We start from the raw sequence: 17,787 nt of genomic DNA, 5'->3' as shown, positions 1-17,787 counted from the left end.
GCTCGAAGACAATCAACAGCAAAAAATTAAATCTTGATTATACGGAGAATCAATGAATCCATCGTCCAAATATATTCACTTTTCAACCGCGGATGAAACTGCTTTTCATCAAGCATTACTCCAAGCTAGTCAGGATTATTTGCAAAAAAATAACGATCACCGTTTAGCTAATAAGCGAAATATAGTTGTCGCTGGAGGTTTATTTTTATTATCCATAGCCAGTTATCTTTACGCGTTATCCACACAATCTAGCGCTGTTTATATTATGGCTTACAGCTTTTTTGTCATCCTTATCATGTTTCTTAATGTTATTTGCCAACACGATGCCTGCCATAATACCTTATTTAAAAACACACGAATAAATCGTATTGTAGGACGCTTAGTCACGCTCCCTTTAGGTATAGATCCCGATTTTTGGCGTGTAAGACATGTTGATTACCATCATCATTACGCCAATATTGAACACTATGATCTTGATATCGAAGAAAATGGCATTTTCCGTCAAACACCATTTCAGCAATGGCGCGGTTTTATGCGCTACCAACATATTTACTGGCCGTTAATTGCTGCTTTATCATTATCATGGGTTGCACTAGTCTTTGATTGGGCTGACCGTACCGGAAGAACACGTTTACGCGAGAATAATGTATTATCTGGTTGGCAGGGCTGGTTACTGTTTTTACTCAGTAAATTATTGCATCTCACCGTAATGATTGGTTTACCTCTCGCTATAGCTCACACTCACGGGATCAGTATTAGCACGATTTTATTCACTTATTTAGTCAGCCAAATGATGGCTTCAATGCTTGTTGTATATCTACTGCTTGGAACCCATTGGGCTGAAACCAAGTTTTTCACACCTCCCGCCAATCATCAGATGCCCCATGGTTGGTATCAGCATAATTTTATGACCGCCTGCGATTGGTTACCCAGCCCTCATTGGCTGTGGCGATTGACCGGCGGAGTAAATTATCATTTAACGCATCATTTATTTCCTGGTTGGCACCATCGCCATTATCCAGCCCTTGCCCAAATAATTGCGCGCCTAGCTAACGAATATAAAATGCCATATCGTTGTATTAGTTATCGTCAATTGGTTAAATCACAAATATCATTTCTGCGTCGAATGGGAACAAATAATATGAATAAAATAGATTAACGTAATTAATTTCATATTAATTAGCTCAATATTAAATATTGATTAATATTGAGCTAAAAAAATAGAACCACTGTGCTAGAGTAGCTACTATATTGAAATATAAAAATAATTTAATAAAAAATAAATTTAGTTAATTATCTAAACCAATTAATCATCCCAAAGATAAATAATAGAACTAATACAATAATCATAGTATTTTGAATGAATTTAATTAATTTTCGAAAAAAAATAGGCCAGTTCATTTGTATTCTGCCTTATAAATTACTTCTGATAAATATCATATCTATATTAAATAAGTCTATAGTGAATATACTTGTATTAAATAAGCCTATGTTAATTAAATCAACTTTAGCTAAACCTATAATAATAAAACAAAATAATCTAAATATGACATATTGAAGCAACACTGTAACACAGTTTCTAGATCCCTCTACCTCATTATCATCCTATTTTTATTTTCGTATCAGTCGGTAACATAAAACATTCAGTTAAAGGCGATGATAAATGTTATTGTAAAAAAATGCCTCGGCGTTTAGCCAAGGCACCATTTTCTACCTGATACCAATGGATAAGGTAGAAAAGAACCGAATTTTTTAGTGATGCTGACACACTTTTCCTTTTTCAGCCTGAATTAACGCTAAATCGAAAAATTAATGTAAAATTATTTAGTAACCCACAATTACCATTATATTAGCGTCAGATCAGCTTAGAAAATAGCTAATCGAACATGATTTAATTCATTTTATATAAATAATATAATTATATTGGATTATTATCAGATAACTAATTATACCTCTCATCTATTTATACTGAATAAGCATGAGTTGTTGTATTTTAAATTAGTTTATTATTTTAATTTTATACATTTAATTTAATCACTGAGTCTCTAACAACTAATTTACCTTTAATCTCATTCTCTTTATGCGCTAATTCAGGATTTATTATTCTCATAATAGCTTGTTCAATAATTTCATCAAAAGGAAAATTAACGCTAGTAAGTTGCGGTAAAGTATATTCACACATCATCGTATTATCAAATCCAGCGATAGAGATATCCTCAGGCAATCGATAGCCCGCTTCTTTTAATGCTTTAATAGCCCCAAAAGCCATATCATCATTACCCGCGACTAACGCAGTAAATTTTATATTTCTAGCTAGAAGCTCTTTTGTCGCGGTATAACCACTAATTAATGACCAATCACCAAATACTACAAGCTGTTCATTTAAAGGGATATTTAGTCTCGCTAATCCTTTTTTATATGCAGCATAGCGATAATGATCACTAAATGAATCTTTCATTCCATGAATATAAGCAATTTCTCTATGCCCTTGCTCTAGCACAAAGTTTATTAATATTTCACTACTTTGAACGTGATCAGCAGTCACAAACTGTTCTATATAATTAGGTAAATAACGATTAATTACGATAATAGGCGTAGTATTATTGCTTATAATTTCTTCAAGTTCTTGGACAGATAAATATTGCGGATAAACAATAATACCTGAACATTTCATATCTAATAAAAAATTAATCGCTTTACGTTCGTCTTCTGCACTATGTTTACCATCCGCTAAAATTAACTGATGGTTATGTTTTTCACTGGATGAGGCGATATTATATACAATGGTCGAAAAATAAGAACCATTGTATAACGCATTGGTCATTACAAATCCCATTAAATAGGTTTTACTTGTTGCTAACTGACGCGCCAGTAAATTAGGCCGATAACCAATTTCGTCAATTGCGGCCAAAACACGCTGTTTTACATCTTCACGAACAATATTTTTACCATTAAGCACACGCGATACTGTTGATTTTGAAACGCCCGCTTTTAGCGCTACATCAAGCATGGTAACCATAAGTAAACCGTCTTTGAAATAAAATGGAATGAAGAAGAAAGTTAGGCGGGATGAACGGCGGGCTATATTAGCTAGCTAATTAAATAGACTGTGCCAAGCTCCCTGCACAGCACAGTCTATCATATTGATTAGCGTTTTTCTCCGTTTGATTCAATAACCTCTTTAAACCAATAGAATGATTTTTTACGTGAACGAGCTAAGGTTCCTGTGCCATCATCATGTTTATCAACATAAATGAAGCCATAACGTTTTTTCATTTCGCCCGTAGTAAAAGAGACTAAATCAATACAACCCCATGGGGTATATCCCATAAGGTCAACACCATCAATTGTTACTGCTTTAATCATTTCATCAATATGAGCGCGTAAATAATCAATTCGATAGTCATCAATACAATATCCTTTTTCATCAGGCATATCGACAGCACCAAAACCATTTTCTACGATAAATATTGGTTTTTCATAACGTTCATATAATGAAGTAAGTGTATAGCGTAAGCCAACAGGATCTATCTGCCATCCCCAGTCACTGGCTTTTAAGTACGGATTTTTAACCGAAAATTCACTACTCCCATCCATTGATTCAGCATTCGATTTTACTACATCTGATTTCACCGTATTAGACATATAATAACTAATACCAATGTAATCTACTTTTCCTGCGCGTAAAATAGCCTCATCATTTTCATCCATAAGGATGTTATAGCCTTTAATTTGCCATTCTTTTTTAGCATAGGCAGGATAATATCCACGCACCATTACATCTGAGAAATAATAACGATCACGCATAGCAATTTCGGCTAGCATCACATCATCAGGGTTCGATGAATAAGGATAGTAAGGGACAAATGCACACATACAGCCAATTTTTAAATCTGGATTAATTTCATGGCCTTGTTTTACGACTAATGCACTAGCCACAAACTGGTGATGAACCGCTTGATACATTGCTTCTTCAGGTTTTTCAAACTCGGAATATTTTACGCCAGAGCACATCCAACCAAAAATATCAGCAGCAACATTTTTCTGATTATTAATTTCATTAAATGTCATCCAGTATTTTACTTTATGCTGATAACGTTCAATCACCACCATTGAAAAATGTACGAAATAATCAATAACTTTTCTATCCATCCAACCGTTATATTTTTTGGCTAAATAATAAGGCATTTCAAAGTGGCTAAGCGTAATAACCGGCTCAATGTTATATTTCAATAATTCATCAAATAAATCATCATAGAATTGTAATCCCGCTTCACAAGGTTCTGTTTCATCTCCATTTGGGAAAATACGAGTCCACGCAATACTAGTACGAAAACATTTGAACCCCATCTCTGCCATTAATTTAATATCATCTTTATAATGATGATAAAAATCAATAGCTTCATGATTTGGGTATTGCTCATTAGGATCAATCCCTTCGGTGATTTTTCTTAATCTACCATGAGCGCCTGAAGTTAAAACATCAACAACACTGAGGCCTTTTCCTGCTTGATCCCAACCACCTTCAAGTTGATGAGCAGCAACAGCTCCGCCCCATAAAAAATTGTCAGGTAAAGTATTACGCATGATTGCTCCTAATTTTCTGGTGATAACTTAAAAATTGGTTGTCCGGTAGTAATCTTTCCGGGCGCTGTCAATATCTGAAGTGGATACTCATCGCTATTGAGAACCAGAACTGGCGTCGTTAAATCGTAGCCGGCTTTCTCAATATTAGATTTATCAAATCGAATCAGTGGGTCTCCTGCTTTCACCCTATCGCCTTCTTTAACTAGTGTATGGAAATACTGTCCATTAAGTTTTACTGTATCGAGTCCCACATGAATTAATATTTCGACACCATTTTCGCAAGTCAAACCAACCGCATGTTGTGACCCAATCACAGAGGCAACAGTGGCATTGCACGGGGCACTGATTAGTCCGTCACTAGGAATTATGGCAATACCATCTCCCAGTAACTTCTGGGCGAAGCTTTCATCATTAACATTTTCTAATGGGATAATTTCACCATTGGCAGGGCTAATAAATGTATTATCAGCTACAAAAAAATTCGTTGTTGTTGATGGGGATGATGTAGGTGCTGTTTCTGATAAATTCGTAGTTGCTCCATTCTGATGAGCACTTTCAGTTATCGCTTTGTCTTGCGGATCGTCAAATCCAATAATCAATACCAACACTACAGTGACAATAATCGCAACGGTAACTCCGATTACTTCACCAATAAATGAGCTTGGATTAGTAGGATTAATAGCATTAACCACAGTCAGTATGCTTGGTAACCCAGCATAGGCGTAGTAATAGCTGCCAAAGAAACTCGTAACAATAGCGCCAACCCCAGCCCCAATACATCCACAAATAAATGGCTTTTTCAGGCGTAACGTAACGCCATAAATAGCAGGCTCTGTAATACCAAAAATACCAGTAACACTTGCGGAGAATGATGTTGTTTTGAATTCTTTATTGCGTGATTTTAAACCACAGGCAAATGCTGCCGCCATTTGTCCAACAACAGCCATGGTCTGGAAAGCTTGGAAAGAGTCACGGCCATATAAGTCAAAGTTGGCCATAATCACCGGAGTAATTCCCCAATGAACCCCAAAAATAACGACAATTTGCCATAAACTGCCGATAACACCTCCGGCAAGGAATGGTGAAGTTTCAAACAACCAATTGTAACCATTTGCCAGACTTTCAGCGACATTGGTCATTGCAGGTCCTGTCAAAATCAATGTCACAGGTACTACAATTAGCATACAAATCAATGGGGTAAATAAGGCAGTAATAACATCAGGTAATATTTTTTCCACATACCGTTGTACCCAAGATAATCCCCAAACAAGAATTAATGGCGGTAATACTGAAGAGGTATAAACCGTTTGGGCTAATGGAAAGGATAAAAATGTAATTGATTCTCCACCAGCAATACGGCCAGCAATTAATGCCCACTCGGGGTTAATCAATGCACAACAGCACAATACCGCGATATAAGTATTACATTTAAAATGTTTGGCGGCGGTGATAGCGATAAATACCGGTAGAAAAGCGAATGGAGTCCATGACATAAAATTCAGAACACTAAAAGTTCCTGTGTTACTGAAACTAGGATCAATCAGCTTAACAATAATTAGTGCGCCTTGTAAAATACCTGCAGATGCCAAAATATACACAAAAGGTGCAAAAACAGCAGACATCGTTGCAATAATAGCGTCTAAAATCCGTTTTTTTTGTTTTGGTGCTGCCTGCAATAAATCTGAATCAACCAGTTTGCTCATGGCGCTATACACATCTGCAACATGAGTACCGATAACGATTTGAAATTGTCCACTGTTAATAATAACTGTAATAACACCCGGCATAGCTTTGATGTTATCAATCGCTTCTTTGGGGATTTCTTTTAAAACTAATCGTAAGCGAGTTGCACAGCGAGAAAAGCCGATAAGGTTATCTTCTCCACCGACCTCTTTAAGAATATCACTCGCTAATTTTGAATAATCTCGAATCTTTGTCATGAGCGTACCTTACTGACTTATATTTTGGAATATGCGCCACTGAAACCGATTTCAATACATTGTTGACGCAATAAAACTAGCTTGCAACCGGTTTCAATTTGTTTTGTGCACTAGGCCGCAAAATTAAGAGGTACTATTTTAAAGATTGAATAAGTCAAAAAGAGGCTAAGGATAAGATACAATTAGATAATACGAGGCTATTTCAGCGAAATATAATTTAGACAGGAAAATTTCAAAATAAGGGATAAAAAACACATTAGAACAGTTATTAGTTCTAAAATTAACCATGGAATAACCTATAAGATGTCTTAAAATTGATTATTCCATGAAATAAACTCGTTAAATATCCGTCTATTTATTTTTATTTAAAAACTAAAATACGTTGACGTTCAAAACCTAATTCACTTGCAAACTGAAGATATTGATTTAAAAGTTCAGCAGGCATTGTCGGTGTTCGAGATAATACCCATAGATAATTTTTATCCGGCCCTACAACTAATGAATATTGGTAATCATCATCAAGTTTAATAATATTATATCCACCATAAAAAGGACCAAAAAATGAAACTTTTAGCGCTCCCGTTTGCGGAGATTCAACAAAATAGGCTTTTCCGATGCTTTCCTTCCAATCTTTTTTAGTCGCGCTCCAACCTTTATTAACAACTTTAACGCCACCATCTTCACGTAGAGAATAATTTGCAGAAACTTGAGTTAATCCCTTCTCAAAACGGTTGTCAATTCTAGCAACCTCATACCACTCCCCTAGATAACGCGATAAATCAAAGTTCTTAATTGGATCAATATCACTTGGTACTTTAACGCTGCACCCGTTAATCAGAAATGAACTTAACAAAATAAAAAATGATCGAAACATATCCCCCCCACCCTAATTAAGAATATATCAATAGTATCTCAATTGAGATAAAACCAACTTTACTACTATTATATATAATCTCTTTCACTGCCTTTTACTAGGCAATATCTCTTAACTTATTTTTAGAATATATAATTTGCTACGCAGTTTAATCGATTTGGCTTATCTTTGCTCTTTGCTACTACGATCTATTTTACGGTTAACATTGGGAAAAATATTTCCCCAAAATCTACCCAAGATGGCATGCGGCTGTCAACGAACTAATGCGAACTATAACGAACAGGATTTATTTGGAGATGCCGATTACAAAAGGATTTAGCAGACTGAGGTGAACTGCAACGAACTCGGTTATGGTGTCCCCTGCAGGAATCGAACCTGCAATTAGCCCTTAGGAGGGGCTTGTTATATCCATTTAACTAAGAGGACATCAACTATAATAACCGGTGTGCTAAGCGGCGATAATGATACCGCCACCCTCTATGTAAATCAAGTTGTTACATCTATTCATAGGGAATTTTTCAGATTCTGGCCATTATCACAATAGACTATTCTTATTTATTCTAAGGCTAGTTACTGATAAATAGTTAATTGAATGAACTATAAATATTAGAAAATCCTCTATTCTTGCCGATATACATTCTAGCCACAACTCAGTATTCGATAAGTAATTCTCTGAGTTAATCACTTTCTATCCATCAATTAGCTAGGATGCACTGATGATCCAAATAGATCTTTCCACTCTGATTAACCGACTTAATCCTGTCACACGCCAAGCAATGGAAAATGCGGCGGCCCGCTGTGTGCATGAACAACAATCTGAAATTACAGTTTCACTTTTTTTATTGCAATTACTCGATGTATCTCTTAGTGATGTACCTCTAATTTGTGAGAAATCAAAAATTCACATTGATAAGTTCATCACTCAACTAAGTTATTTTACCCCCCCACATCAATTAATATCCCAAGAGTCTCCAAGCTTTTCACCATTACTTGTTGAATGGTTAAAAGATAGTTGGCTACTAGCTTCTGCGGAAATGCAGCATTCTCAACTGCGCTCTGGAGTAATGTTACTGACCCTGTTGCAAACACCTTACCGGTATCTATCTCGTCCAGCAGCTGAATTATTAACGCCTATTAACCGGGAACAATTTAAACTCAGCTTTAATAACTGGCTATCAAATTCTATTGAAAATACTGCAGAAAGCCGCGATAGCATAATGGCAACGGTTTCTTCAGAGAGTCTTTTATCACGATTTAGTCAAGATATGACTCAGCAAGCTGCTGACGGACGCTTCGATCCGGTGCTCTGTCGAGATCATGAAATTGATTTATTAATTGATATTCTGTGCCGACGAAGAAAAAATAATCCAATCGTCGTTGGTGAGCCTGGAGTTGGAAAAAGTGCATTAATTGAAGGGCTTGCTCTACGTATTATCGCTAATGATGTACCAGAAAAACTCAAAAATAGTCAATTATTGATGCTTGATCTTGCTGCAATGCAAGCGGGTGCTGCGGTTAAGGGGGAATTTGAAAAACGATTTAAAGGAATTATTCAGGAAATAAACCAATCTGCTCAGCCTATTATTTTGTTCATTGATGAGGCACATACATTAATTGGTACTGGCAATGCTCAAGGAGGATTGGATGTATCTAATTTATTAAAACCAGCCCTTGCACGTGGTGAGCTAAAAACAATAGCAGCTACAACCTGGAATGAATATAAGAAATACTTTGAAAAAGATGCAGCGCTTACTCGACGCTTTGAACAAGTGCCAGTAAAAGAGCCTACAGCCGCTGAAGCAACTATTATAATGCGAGGATTACGAGCAGTTTATGAATCTGCACATGGAGTATTTATTGACGATGAGGCCGTATGTGCCTGTGCAGAATTAAGCGCACGTTATCTGTCTGGCCGTCAATTACCGGATAAAGCAATTGATGTTTTAGATACCGCCTGTGCACGTACCGCAATTAATTTGACCTCGCCACCAAAAAAGCTTTCAACATTAAAAACTAAGCTATATCAATATTCTATGGAGCAAGATTTATTAGTTCATGAACAACAATTAGGTTTGCATAACCATACCGAGCGTTTATCTAAATTAACCAATAAATCTGAAGAATTAAAACAACAACTGACTAGTTTACAAAATGATTGGGAAACTCAACAAAATCTAGTCAATCAAATCATTAGATTACGCTCTCAACTTAGTGAGTTAATCAGCGATAATTGTCATGATGTAAATAATATAGCCGCCATTAAGCTGCAACTTAATCAATTAACTAATGAGTTAGATAAACTCCAACAATGCTCGATGCTTATTTCTCCACATGTTGATAAGCACCAAGTCGCCGCAGTTATTGCAGAATGGACGGGTGTTCCACTCAATCGGTTATCTCAGGATGCTTTATCGGTTGTGACTGAATTACCTCGCTATCTTGAGCAATCAATCAAAGGCCAAGCATTAGCTATTGCTGATTTACATAAACATTTACTCACTGCCAGAGCAGATTTACGCCGTTCTGGTCGCCCATTAGGTGCATTTTTATTGGCTGGTCCCAGTGGTGTTGGAAAAACAGAAACTGTTATACAAATTGCCCAATTAATGTTTGGCGGTAACCAATATCTAACGGTTATAAATATGTCAGAGTTTCAAGAAAAACATACGATATCACGCCTGATAGGAGCGCCTCCTGGCTATGTCGGTTTCGGTGAGGGTGGAATATTAACTGAAGCTATTCGACGCAAGCCATATTCAGTCGTTCTATTAGATGAAGTTGAAAAAGCTCATCCTGATATCTTAAATTTATTCTATCAAGCTTTTGATAAAGGTGAATTAGCGGATGGCGAAGGCCGCATTATTGATTGTAAAAATATTGCTTTTTTCTTAACCTCTAATTTAGGCGACCAGATTATTGTTGATAATGCAGATCAACCAGACCTATTACGTGATGCGCTCTATCCTGAACTTACACGTTTTTTTCGTCCTGCTTTACTCGCTCGTATGGAAATCATTCCCTATCTACCGCTAAATCAAGCGACATTAACCTTAATTGTGCAAGATAAATTAAGCTATTTAGAGAATCGTTTAAAACATCGATTTAATGCTGAAGTTATAATTGAGGATGAGGTCTATAACGAGATTTTAATTCGTGCTAATCGATCAGAGAATGGGGCCAGAATCTTAGAATCAATCATTGATGGAGCGTTACTACCGCCTTTATCATTGCTATTACTGCAATATACTGCCCATGGTGATGATATTTCAATAATTACATTATCTGTTAAAAATCATGAGTTTATAGCTATAATAAATAATAGCACTACAACATATTAATCTTATTAATGCCTAGAATCTCTTTAAAAATGCTTTGTTCAGTTAGTAACAAAGCATCTACTAATTTATTCACAGTAATTTAATTTTCAAATATGCAACGAGCAACTGAAATTTATCACTACTATGAATACACCAAATATTGGCGATCAAATCTAATATCAATTAATCTTTTTCAATATTATAGATTGAATTGACGATCAAAAAATATAGCTTATTTTATCAGATACAATCTTTAACTAAGCAAAACTGTATATTACACCACTAAGTGTCTCTATGATGAAATTTCCACTAGCAACACTAGATTCGATCTTCCCACCATGCAGCGGAATATTACTAAGTTCGAAAGATTATCGGTTATTTATATTTTTATAATCCAACAATCCAACAATCCAACAATCCAACAATCCAACAATCCAACAGAAATGATTATATCAGTATAATTTTAATCTTAGCCTTAAAGTCAATAATTATAGATACGACTGATAATCAAGTTTTTATTATCGATAAAGCCTATGCTGAGTGTGTTACCGTTCCAGTTTTCAGTAGCACTATAGAATAGAGTCAGCCCAAAAAAGGATAATGTATATGATGATAATACGTGCTTTTTCAAAATATATACGCGAGTTGATTTATGTATAGGCTACGGTATCGCAGCCACAAAGATTATAAAAAACTGATAATTTCGTATCCATTGATAACACAATCACTGTAGGTCCGGTTACCGCCATCACAACATTAAATGATCTAACATTTATGAAAAACGGTCTAATTTCTAACAATGCTTCACGAAGATTAATCACGCAAATGCTAGATCAATTGAGTTTAAATTAGATTCCATCACACGCCAGCTTCATTTTTTACGAAACCAATGACAACATAGCCATCCTCTAATCACGCATGAAATAGCACAAAATAAATACCCGAGTAAATGGTACAATCTGCCACAGTATAAAATTAACTCTGCCATAATTTTTCAATTAAAAAGATTGCTGTCTAATATTTTAGTTTTTGATCATTATTTACCAATAATAATTAACGTATTCAATCATTTTACTACAGACCTTGTTATGATTATCTATAAAAAATTAGATATTTAATTTTCACCATAATATAAAAACAAAAATATCAATATAAAAAATAACCATATTCTATATTTATAGATAAATATATCACTATCACAAAAAATATAGACTCCTTAATGGGAGTCTATATTAGATATAAGTAATTATTTTGACTTTACTGAATGTTTTTTATGCTAATTTTCATTAAAAAATAACTATACATTATAGAAATTAAATACAATTTATAAGCAAATACTCATCCAGATAAGCTATTTATAGCTTGTTTTTATTTCTGCTATGGAACATAAATTATTAGAGCAAAGGATAGATTGAGTCACTAAACACTTTAGCGTCGCCACCGTCTTCTTCGTTAGCGCTTTCTTTTAAGATATCCTCAAAAAAGTCACCCATATTAACATCTAATATTTTCAATACCTTAACTAGGCAATCAATATCTATTCGGTTAACGCCTCGCTCATAACGAAACAATTGTTGCTCACTGATATCAATCTCTTTAGCTAATTGAAATACTGTATAACCTTGAGATTTTCTCAGTGACTTAATTTTTTGTCCAACGGCACAAGCGACAGGATATTTCGTATTCATAAACATTCTCGCTTCAATTTATAAAATTAATGGTAATAAAAAATCAGCAGGTGAATTCTGTGTCTTTTTATTGTTATGTTTATTTAATAATAAGGCATTTAGAAGTTAATAACTATATTTAAACCTTATATTTCGTTGAGGATGATATACTAGCCGCGTAATTAGTTTCAACTAATCACAATATGACAATTAACATTTGTAACTAAATATGAGCATCATTTAACACCCCACAATTTAAAACAATATAAGCAATAAAATCAAATATTTAGCAAAAAAACTCACTGTATGAGTGAAATTAACCGTATGCTATCCAGGGGTATATTAACCATATAATCAACTGAATTAATTATTTTACACCGATAAAAAACCTAAAAAAAATCAAAATAAATAGTATAATTTAACACTGTAACAATATTAATGATTACACATAAGTTTAATCATTAAAAGAGTGCTTTACCCATATCAGACCACGCAGTAATGTAAACCTAAGTAAATATATATAGTAATTTTCAATATATACATTTATTTTTCTTAATATCAATAAGTTATATTGATATATTTATGCTGTATAACTGATTCTATTATAAAAATAATTCCTACCTCGTATCGATAATTAATATTAATTAATAACAGCTTACAACTTTAATTATATAGCCACAAAATCCGACTTTTACAACTCCAATTGACTAAAACACCCAGCAAAAGATCCTCCGTCTATGAAATAACAATTTAACTCATCTTAGTTGAAATAAATAACTAATAATAAGGCTATAGTGAAAGTATGTAGTTACATATCTAAAATTTATAAAACACACAGCTATTATTATAAAATGATATTTACTATGTTAATAATCTTCAAAAAATTAGTATTAGGTTATTTAAATAAGACCATCTAATTAAGATCGGCCTTTATTATCCTTATACTGACAACAGCTACTACGACATAGTAATTACGCATATTATAGGTAATTAATAATTCTAAACAAAACAAACTACAATTATTATTTTAATTATCGACTTAAATATGAAACAAAAAACCAAATTTCAATCTTAATTAGAGCATAATATGAAATTAAGCAATTAAAAAACATTAAAATAGAGAACATAAAGCTATTTGATGCTATAAATATGAGATGGAAATTCAAAATATTAATATATATAAACAAATAACCTCATATTAAACGAAATTAATTATTATCTATCTATGGGGTACTATAAAAATAGCTATTGATTTATTGATAAAAAACAATCATATATATACTGATAAATCAAATTAACCACATCTAAATCTCTATTATTGATAGATTAATTTTATGAAAGAAATTAGCTATAGAATATATATATATTCATTTCAATCTCATAGTGATACTGCTCCCATAAAAAATATAATGATGAGAAAAACATGATATTTCACTTTATTCACTAAATAAAAATAATTTATCCCTCTAAAATAAAATTTAATCATACGACCTGGTAATAACCATATAATTCAACGCTTTATATTAAAACAATTAATAGACACACAAAAATAAGCATTTTAACAAGGTAATAGATACATGATTAATGCTATGTAACAAAAATTTTTGAAGGTATTGATGATGTTGAAGGTGTTGAAGGTGTTGAAGGTGTTGAAGGTGTTGAAGGTGTTGAAGGTGTTGAAGGTGTTGAAGGTGTTGAAGGTGTTGAAGGTGTTGAAGGTGTTGAAGGTGTTGAAGGTGTTGAAGGTGTTGAAGGTGTTGAAGGTGTTGAAGGTGTTGAAGGTGTTGAAGGTGTTGAAGGTGTTGAAGGTGTTGAAGGTGTTGAAGGTGTTGAAGATTTTATTTAGATGGTGGGTCGTGCAGGATTCGAACCTGCGACCAATTGATTAAAAGTCAACTGCTCTACCAACTGAGCTAACGACCCATCTAGATATGGCTAATTTAAATATTATAATAGATTTAAGTGGTGGGTCGTGCAGGATTCGAACCTGCGACCAATTGATTAAAAGTCAACTGCTCTACCAACTGAGCTAACGACCCATCTAAAAATATTAACTTATTTTTTATGAAGTGGTGGGCGATACCGGGCTCGAACCAGTGACCCCCTCCTTGTAAGGGAGGTGCTCTACCAACTGAGCTAATCGCCCACTTCATGGTAGCTATCATATTATAAGTAATTGGTGGGCGATACCGGGTTCGAACCAGTGACCCCCTCCTTGTAAGGGAGGTGCTCTACCAACTGAGCTAATCGCCCAATTACTTATTTATTTTTACTTCATCATCGTCGACAGAATATGGTGGGCGATACCGGGCTCGAACCAGTGACCCCCTCCTTGTAAGGGAGGTGCTCTACCAACTGAGCTAATCGCCCTGTCGTCGATGGAGGTGCATTATAGGGATACTTCTGACTGAGTCAACGATTTTTCTATAGTTTTTTTTCGTTCGTTGCAAAATTAATCAAGATGCGCCAAATATCGCCAACAGAGAATATCATTTAATCAATTTTGTGCAATAACATTATCATTTTACTCATTGTGTTTTGTTCGCAATGAAACCCAATCTTTTATAAACATTAATTTTATCTTTTTTTTCTCACTTTCTTCGATTTTTCATCGTCTAACCGTAATTACCTCATTGAGGATCTGCATGGCAGTGTTAAAATGGCTAAAATATTATTTATTTCACTACTCCCATCTTATCTATCAATGTTAAAAATTAGGTGGGAATAAACACGTACGAACTAACGTAACGTAATAAGGCAATCCTGATGAGTAAAATTAAAACCCGTTTTGCGCCAAGTCCTACAGGCTATTTGCATGTTGGTGGTGCACGTACCGCACTTTATTCCTGGCTTTTTAGCCGTCATAATCAAGGCGAGTTTGTGCTGCGTATTGAAGATACCGATCTTGAACGCTCTACTCAGGAAGCCATTGATGCCATCATGGACGGGATGAACTGGCTGAATTTAGGTTGGGATGAAGGCCCTTATTTCCAGACTAAACGTTTCGATCGTTATAATGAAGTTATTGATCAAATGCTGGATGCTGGTACTGCATATCGTTGTTATTGTTCTAAAGAACGTCTTGATGCACTCAGAGAGCAGCAAATGGCCGATGGTGAGAAACCTCGCTATGATGGTTGCTGTCGTGATCATGCACATAGTCATACTCCAGATGAGCCGCATGTGGTACGTTTCCGTAATCCACAAGAAGGTTCAGTAATTTTTGATGATAAAATCCGTGGCCCTATCGAAATCAGCAATCAAGAACTCGATGATTTAATCATCCGTCGTACTGATGGTGCTCCAACATATAACTTCTGTGTCGTTATTGATGACTGGGATATGGAAATTACCCATGTTATCCGTGGTGAAGACCATATCAATAATACTCCTCGTCAAATTAATATATTAAAAGCGTTAAATGCCCCAGTCCCTGAATATGCGCATGTATCTATGATCTTAGGTGATGATGGTAAAAAACTGTCTAAACGTCACGGTGCGGTTAGCGTAATGCAATATCGTGATGACGGTTATCTGCCAGAAGCGCTACTTAATTATCTGGTTCGTTTAGGCTGGGCTCATGGCGACCAGGAAATTTTCAGTCTCGAAGAGATGATCCAGCATTTTAGTCTGGATGCAATTAGTAAATCTGCCAGTGCATTTAATACTGACAAATTACTATGGCTGAATCATCATTATATTAATACTCTCCCGCCAGAAGAAGTTGCCGTACATTTAGCATGGCATATTGAACAACAAGGTATTGATACCCAAACAGGGCCACAATTAGTTGAATTAATTAAGCTATTAGGAGAGCGTTGTAAAACATTGAAAGAAATTGCAGAATCTTGCCGTTATTTCTATGAAGATTTTGATGCCTTTGATGCTGATGCAGCGAAAAAACATTTGCGTCCTGTTGCTCGTCAACCGTTAGAAGTTGTTAAAGCTAAACTGGCAGCAATTACTGAATGGACAGCTGAAAATGTACATCAAGCTATTGAAGCAACAGCTGCTGAATTGAATGTCGGTATGGGTAAAGTCGGCATGCCTTTACGAGTAGCAGTGACAGGCGCCGGTCAATCACCGGGTTTAGATGTTACTGTTCATGCTATCGGTCAGTCTCGTTCGCTGGCTCGTATTGATAAAGCCTTAGCATTTATTGCTGAACGTGAGGCTTCTGCTCAATAATTTTATTATTTCTATTTATAGCCTCATAAGGTTTATTTTTATGGGGCTATTTTTGTACAATGAAATAAAGTAATCCAATAAATAACTTGACCTCAATAAAAAAATAATCGCAATATAGCACTCTCCTCATTATTCAAATACAAGGAATGTTATATGAATAAAAAATCATTATTTAAATATATTAGTCTGAGTATATTTATTAATAGTAGTGTTTCTATAGCTGATAATAATAATCAAACTAATCACATTATTCCTGATCAAAATAAACCTCAAACTTTAACTATAGATAATAAAAATATAGATACTGTAAATATTAACCCTGCAGATAAAGGAGGTTTATCGCATAATTATTATATTAAATTTAATATTGATGGAAAAGGTTTAATTCTTAATAATAAAAAACAAGATAATATACCTGCTGCTAAAATGATTATTAGTGAGGTAACCTCAAAATATCCTAGCTATATTAATGGAATAATTGAAATCGCTGGTGAAAATGCACATCACCTTATCGTTAATCCTAACGGAATAAACTGTAATGGTTGTGGTTTCACTAATAAAACCACACTAGTAACAGGCAAATTAATCAAAATAAATCAAGAAGATACAAAGGTAGTCAGTTATAATAGAAAGGCAATTATCATAAATAACTTACGCAATGAACGCACAAAAGGTGACCTTAATATCGTCTCAAATAATATTAAATTTTCAGGAAGAAACATTAATAATAAAAATATTAATATTTATAGTTTGGGTAGTGATAATTTTAATGAAAATAATAAAGATAATAAGAACATTCAAGATCCAGAATTAACCATACAAAGAAGACCTACTCATGTTAAAATTAAGAAATTAGCTTCTATTACTTCTGGTGGATTATTTATCCGTAGCGATCATAGATATAATATAAAAAACTATGGATTAATTGATGTAAATGAATTGAACATCACATCAAAAGGTCATTATTATGGCGCACCAAAATCAAAACTAAGAATAAGTTCTGAAAATACTAAACAATCATCTATCTTAAATTTAAGACAAGCTAGGTTTTATCATTCAGAAATTGAAATTAACAATAGCGCATTAATGATCTCTGCAAACAATCTATTCAATAATGATGATATAGAGAAACATAATCAGCTTAGATTAACCCATTCAAGGTTGTATATTGGTGGAGGATTTGACTATTAAAGTTTGGGTTTAATTCTATATTT

Annotated in this window: 9 protein-coding genes and 6 tRNA genes; 4 read left to right on the top strand and 11 right to left on the bottom strand. The window is 34.3% G+C overall.

Features of this window, described 5'->3' with window-relative positions; translation table 11 throughout:
* The first annotated feature begins 52 nt into the window (after positions 1–52).
* On the top strand, positions 53–1,159 hold the full coding sequence (locus M992_RS07780) for a fatty acid desaturase family protein (RefSeq protein WP_053908033.1): 1,107 nt from the start codon (positions 53–55) through the stop codon (positions 1,157–1,159).
* A gap of 858 nt (positions 1,160–2,017) precedes the next feature.
* Here M992_RS07780 and M992_RS07775 read toward each other — a convergent pair.
* The 5 genes from M992_RS07775 to M992_RS07755 form a co-directional block, all read right to left on the bottom strand.
* Positions 2,018–3,019 carry a LacI family DNA-binding transcriptional regulator gene (locus M992_RS07775; protein ID WP_053908032.1) on the bottom strand — a complete coding sequence of 334 codons (1,002 nt, stop codon included), beginning with the start codon at positions 3,017–3,019 and terminating at the stop codon, positions 2,018–2,020.
* Between the two features lie 128 nt (positions 3,020–3,147).
* Positions 3,148–4,590 carry a 6-phospho-beta-glucosidase gene (locus tag M992_RS07770; protein ID WP_231637026.1) on the bottom strand — a complete coding sequence of 481 codons (1,443 nt, stop codon included), beginning with the start codon at positions 4,588–4,590 and terminating at the stop codon, positions 3,148–3,150.
* Between the two features lie 5 nt (positions 4,591–4,595).
* Entirely contained in the window at positions 4,596–6,527 is a 1,932-nt protein-coding gene (locus tag M992_RS07765; RefSeq protein WP_053908031.1) for a glucose PTS transporter subunit IIA, read from the bottom strand.
* Between the two features lie 361 nt (positions 6,528–6,888).
* Positions 6,889–7,401, bottom strand: coding sequence for a lipocalin family protein (locus M992_RS07760; RefSeq protein WP_053908030.1), 513 nt, complete (start codon positions 7,399–7,401; stop codon positions 6,889–6,891).
* Between the two features lie 351 nt (positions 7,402–7,752).
* Positions 7,753–7,827: transfer RNA gene (locus M992_RS07755), tRNA-Arg, on the bottom strand.
* 290 nt (positions 7,828–8,117) lie between these two features.
* Between M992_RS07755 and tssH the strand changes: the two genes are divergently transcribed.
* Entirely contained in the window at positions 8,118–10,739 is a 2,622-nt protein-coding gene (gene tssH / locus M992_RS07750; RefSeq protein ID WP_053908029.1) for a type VI secretion system ATPase TssH, read from the top strand.
* A gap of 1,373 nt (positions 10,740–12,112) precedes the next feature.
* Here tssH and M992_RS07745 read toward each other — a convergent pair.
* The 6 genes from M992_RS07745 to M992_RS07720 all read right to left on the bottom strand — a co-directional run bounded on the left by M992_RS07745 (position 12,113) and on the right by M992_RS07720 (position 14,755).
* Positions 12,113–12,406 carry a helix-turn-helix domain-containing protein gene (locus M992_RS07745; RefSeq protein WP_053908066.1) on the bottom strand — a complete coding sequence of 98 codons (294 nt, stop codon included), beginning with the start codon at positions 12,404–12,406 and terminating at the stop codon, positions 12,113–12,115.
* Positions 12,407–14,232: 1,826 nt separating this feature from the next.
* A tRNA-Lys gene (locus tag M992_RS07740) sits at positions 14,233–14,308 on the bottom strand.
* Between the two features lie 40 nt (positions 14,309–14,348).
* A tRNA-Lys gene (locus tag M992_RS07735) sits at positions 14,349–14,424 on the bottom strand.
* A 31-nt stretch (positions 14,425–14,455) separates the two neighbouring features.
* A tRNA-Val gene (locus M992_RS07730) sits at positions 14,456–14,531 on the bottom strand.
* Positions 14,532–14,562: 31 nt separating this feature from the next.
* Positions 14,563–14,638, bottom strand: a tRNA-Val gene (locus M992_RS07725).
* 41 nt (positions 14,639–14,679) lie between these two features.
* Positions 14,680–14,755, bottom strand: a tRNA-Val gene (locus M992_RS07720).
* Between the two features lie 396 nt (positions 14,756–15,151).
* On the opposite strand from M992_RS07720, the gene gltX reads away from it, so the two are divergent.
* Together gltX and M992_RS07710 are read left to right on the top strand one after the other, a co-directional pair.
* Positions 15,152–16,573 (top strand): glutamate--tRNA ligase, encoded by a 1,422-nt coding sequence (gene gltX, locus M992_RS07715; protein ID WP_053908028.1) that lies wholly within the window; start codon positions 15,152–15,154, stop codon positions 16,571–16,573.
* Positions 16,574–16,726: 153 nt separating this feature from the next.
* On the top strand, positions 16,727–17,764 hold the full coding sequence (locus M992_RS07710; RefSeq protein ID WP_053908027.1) for a two-partner secretion domain-containing protein: 1,038 nt from the start codon (positions 16,727–16,729) through the stop codon (positions 17,762–17,764).
* The last annotated feature ends 23 nt before the right edge of the window (positions 17,765–17,787 follow it).

Source organism: Moellerella wisconsensis ATCC 35017 (genome assembly GCF_001294465.1).
Classification (GTDB): domain Bacteria; phylum Pseudomonadota; class Gammaproteobacteria; order Enterobacterales; family Enterobacteriaceae; genus Moellerella; species Moellerella wisconsensis.
This window is presented reverse-complemented; position numbering and strand designations above follow the sequence as displayed.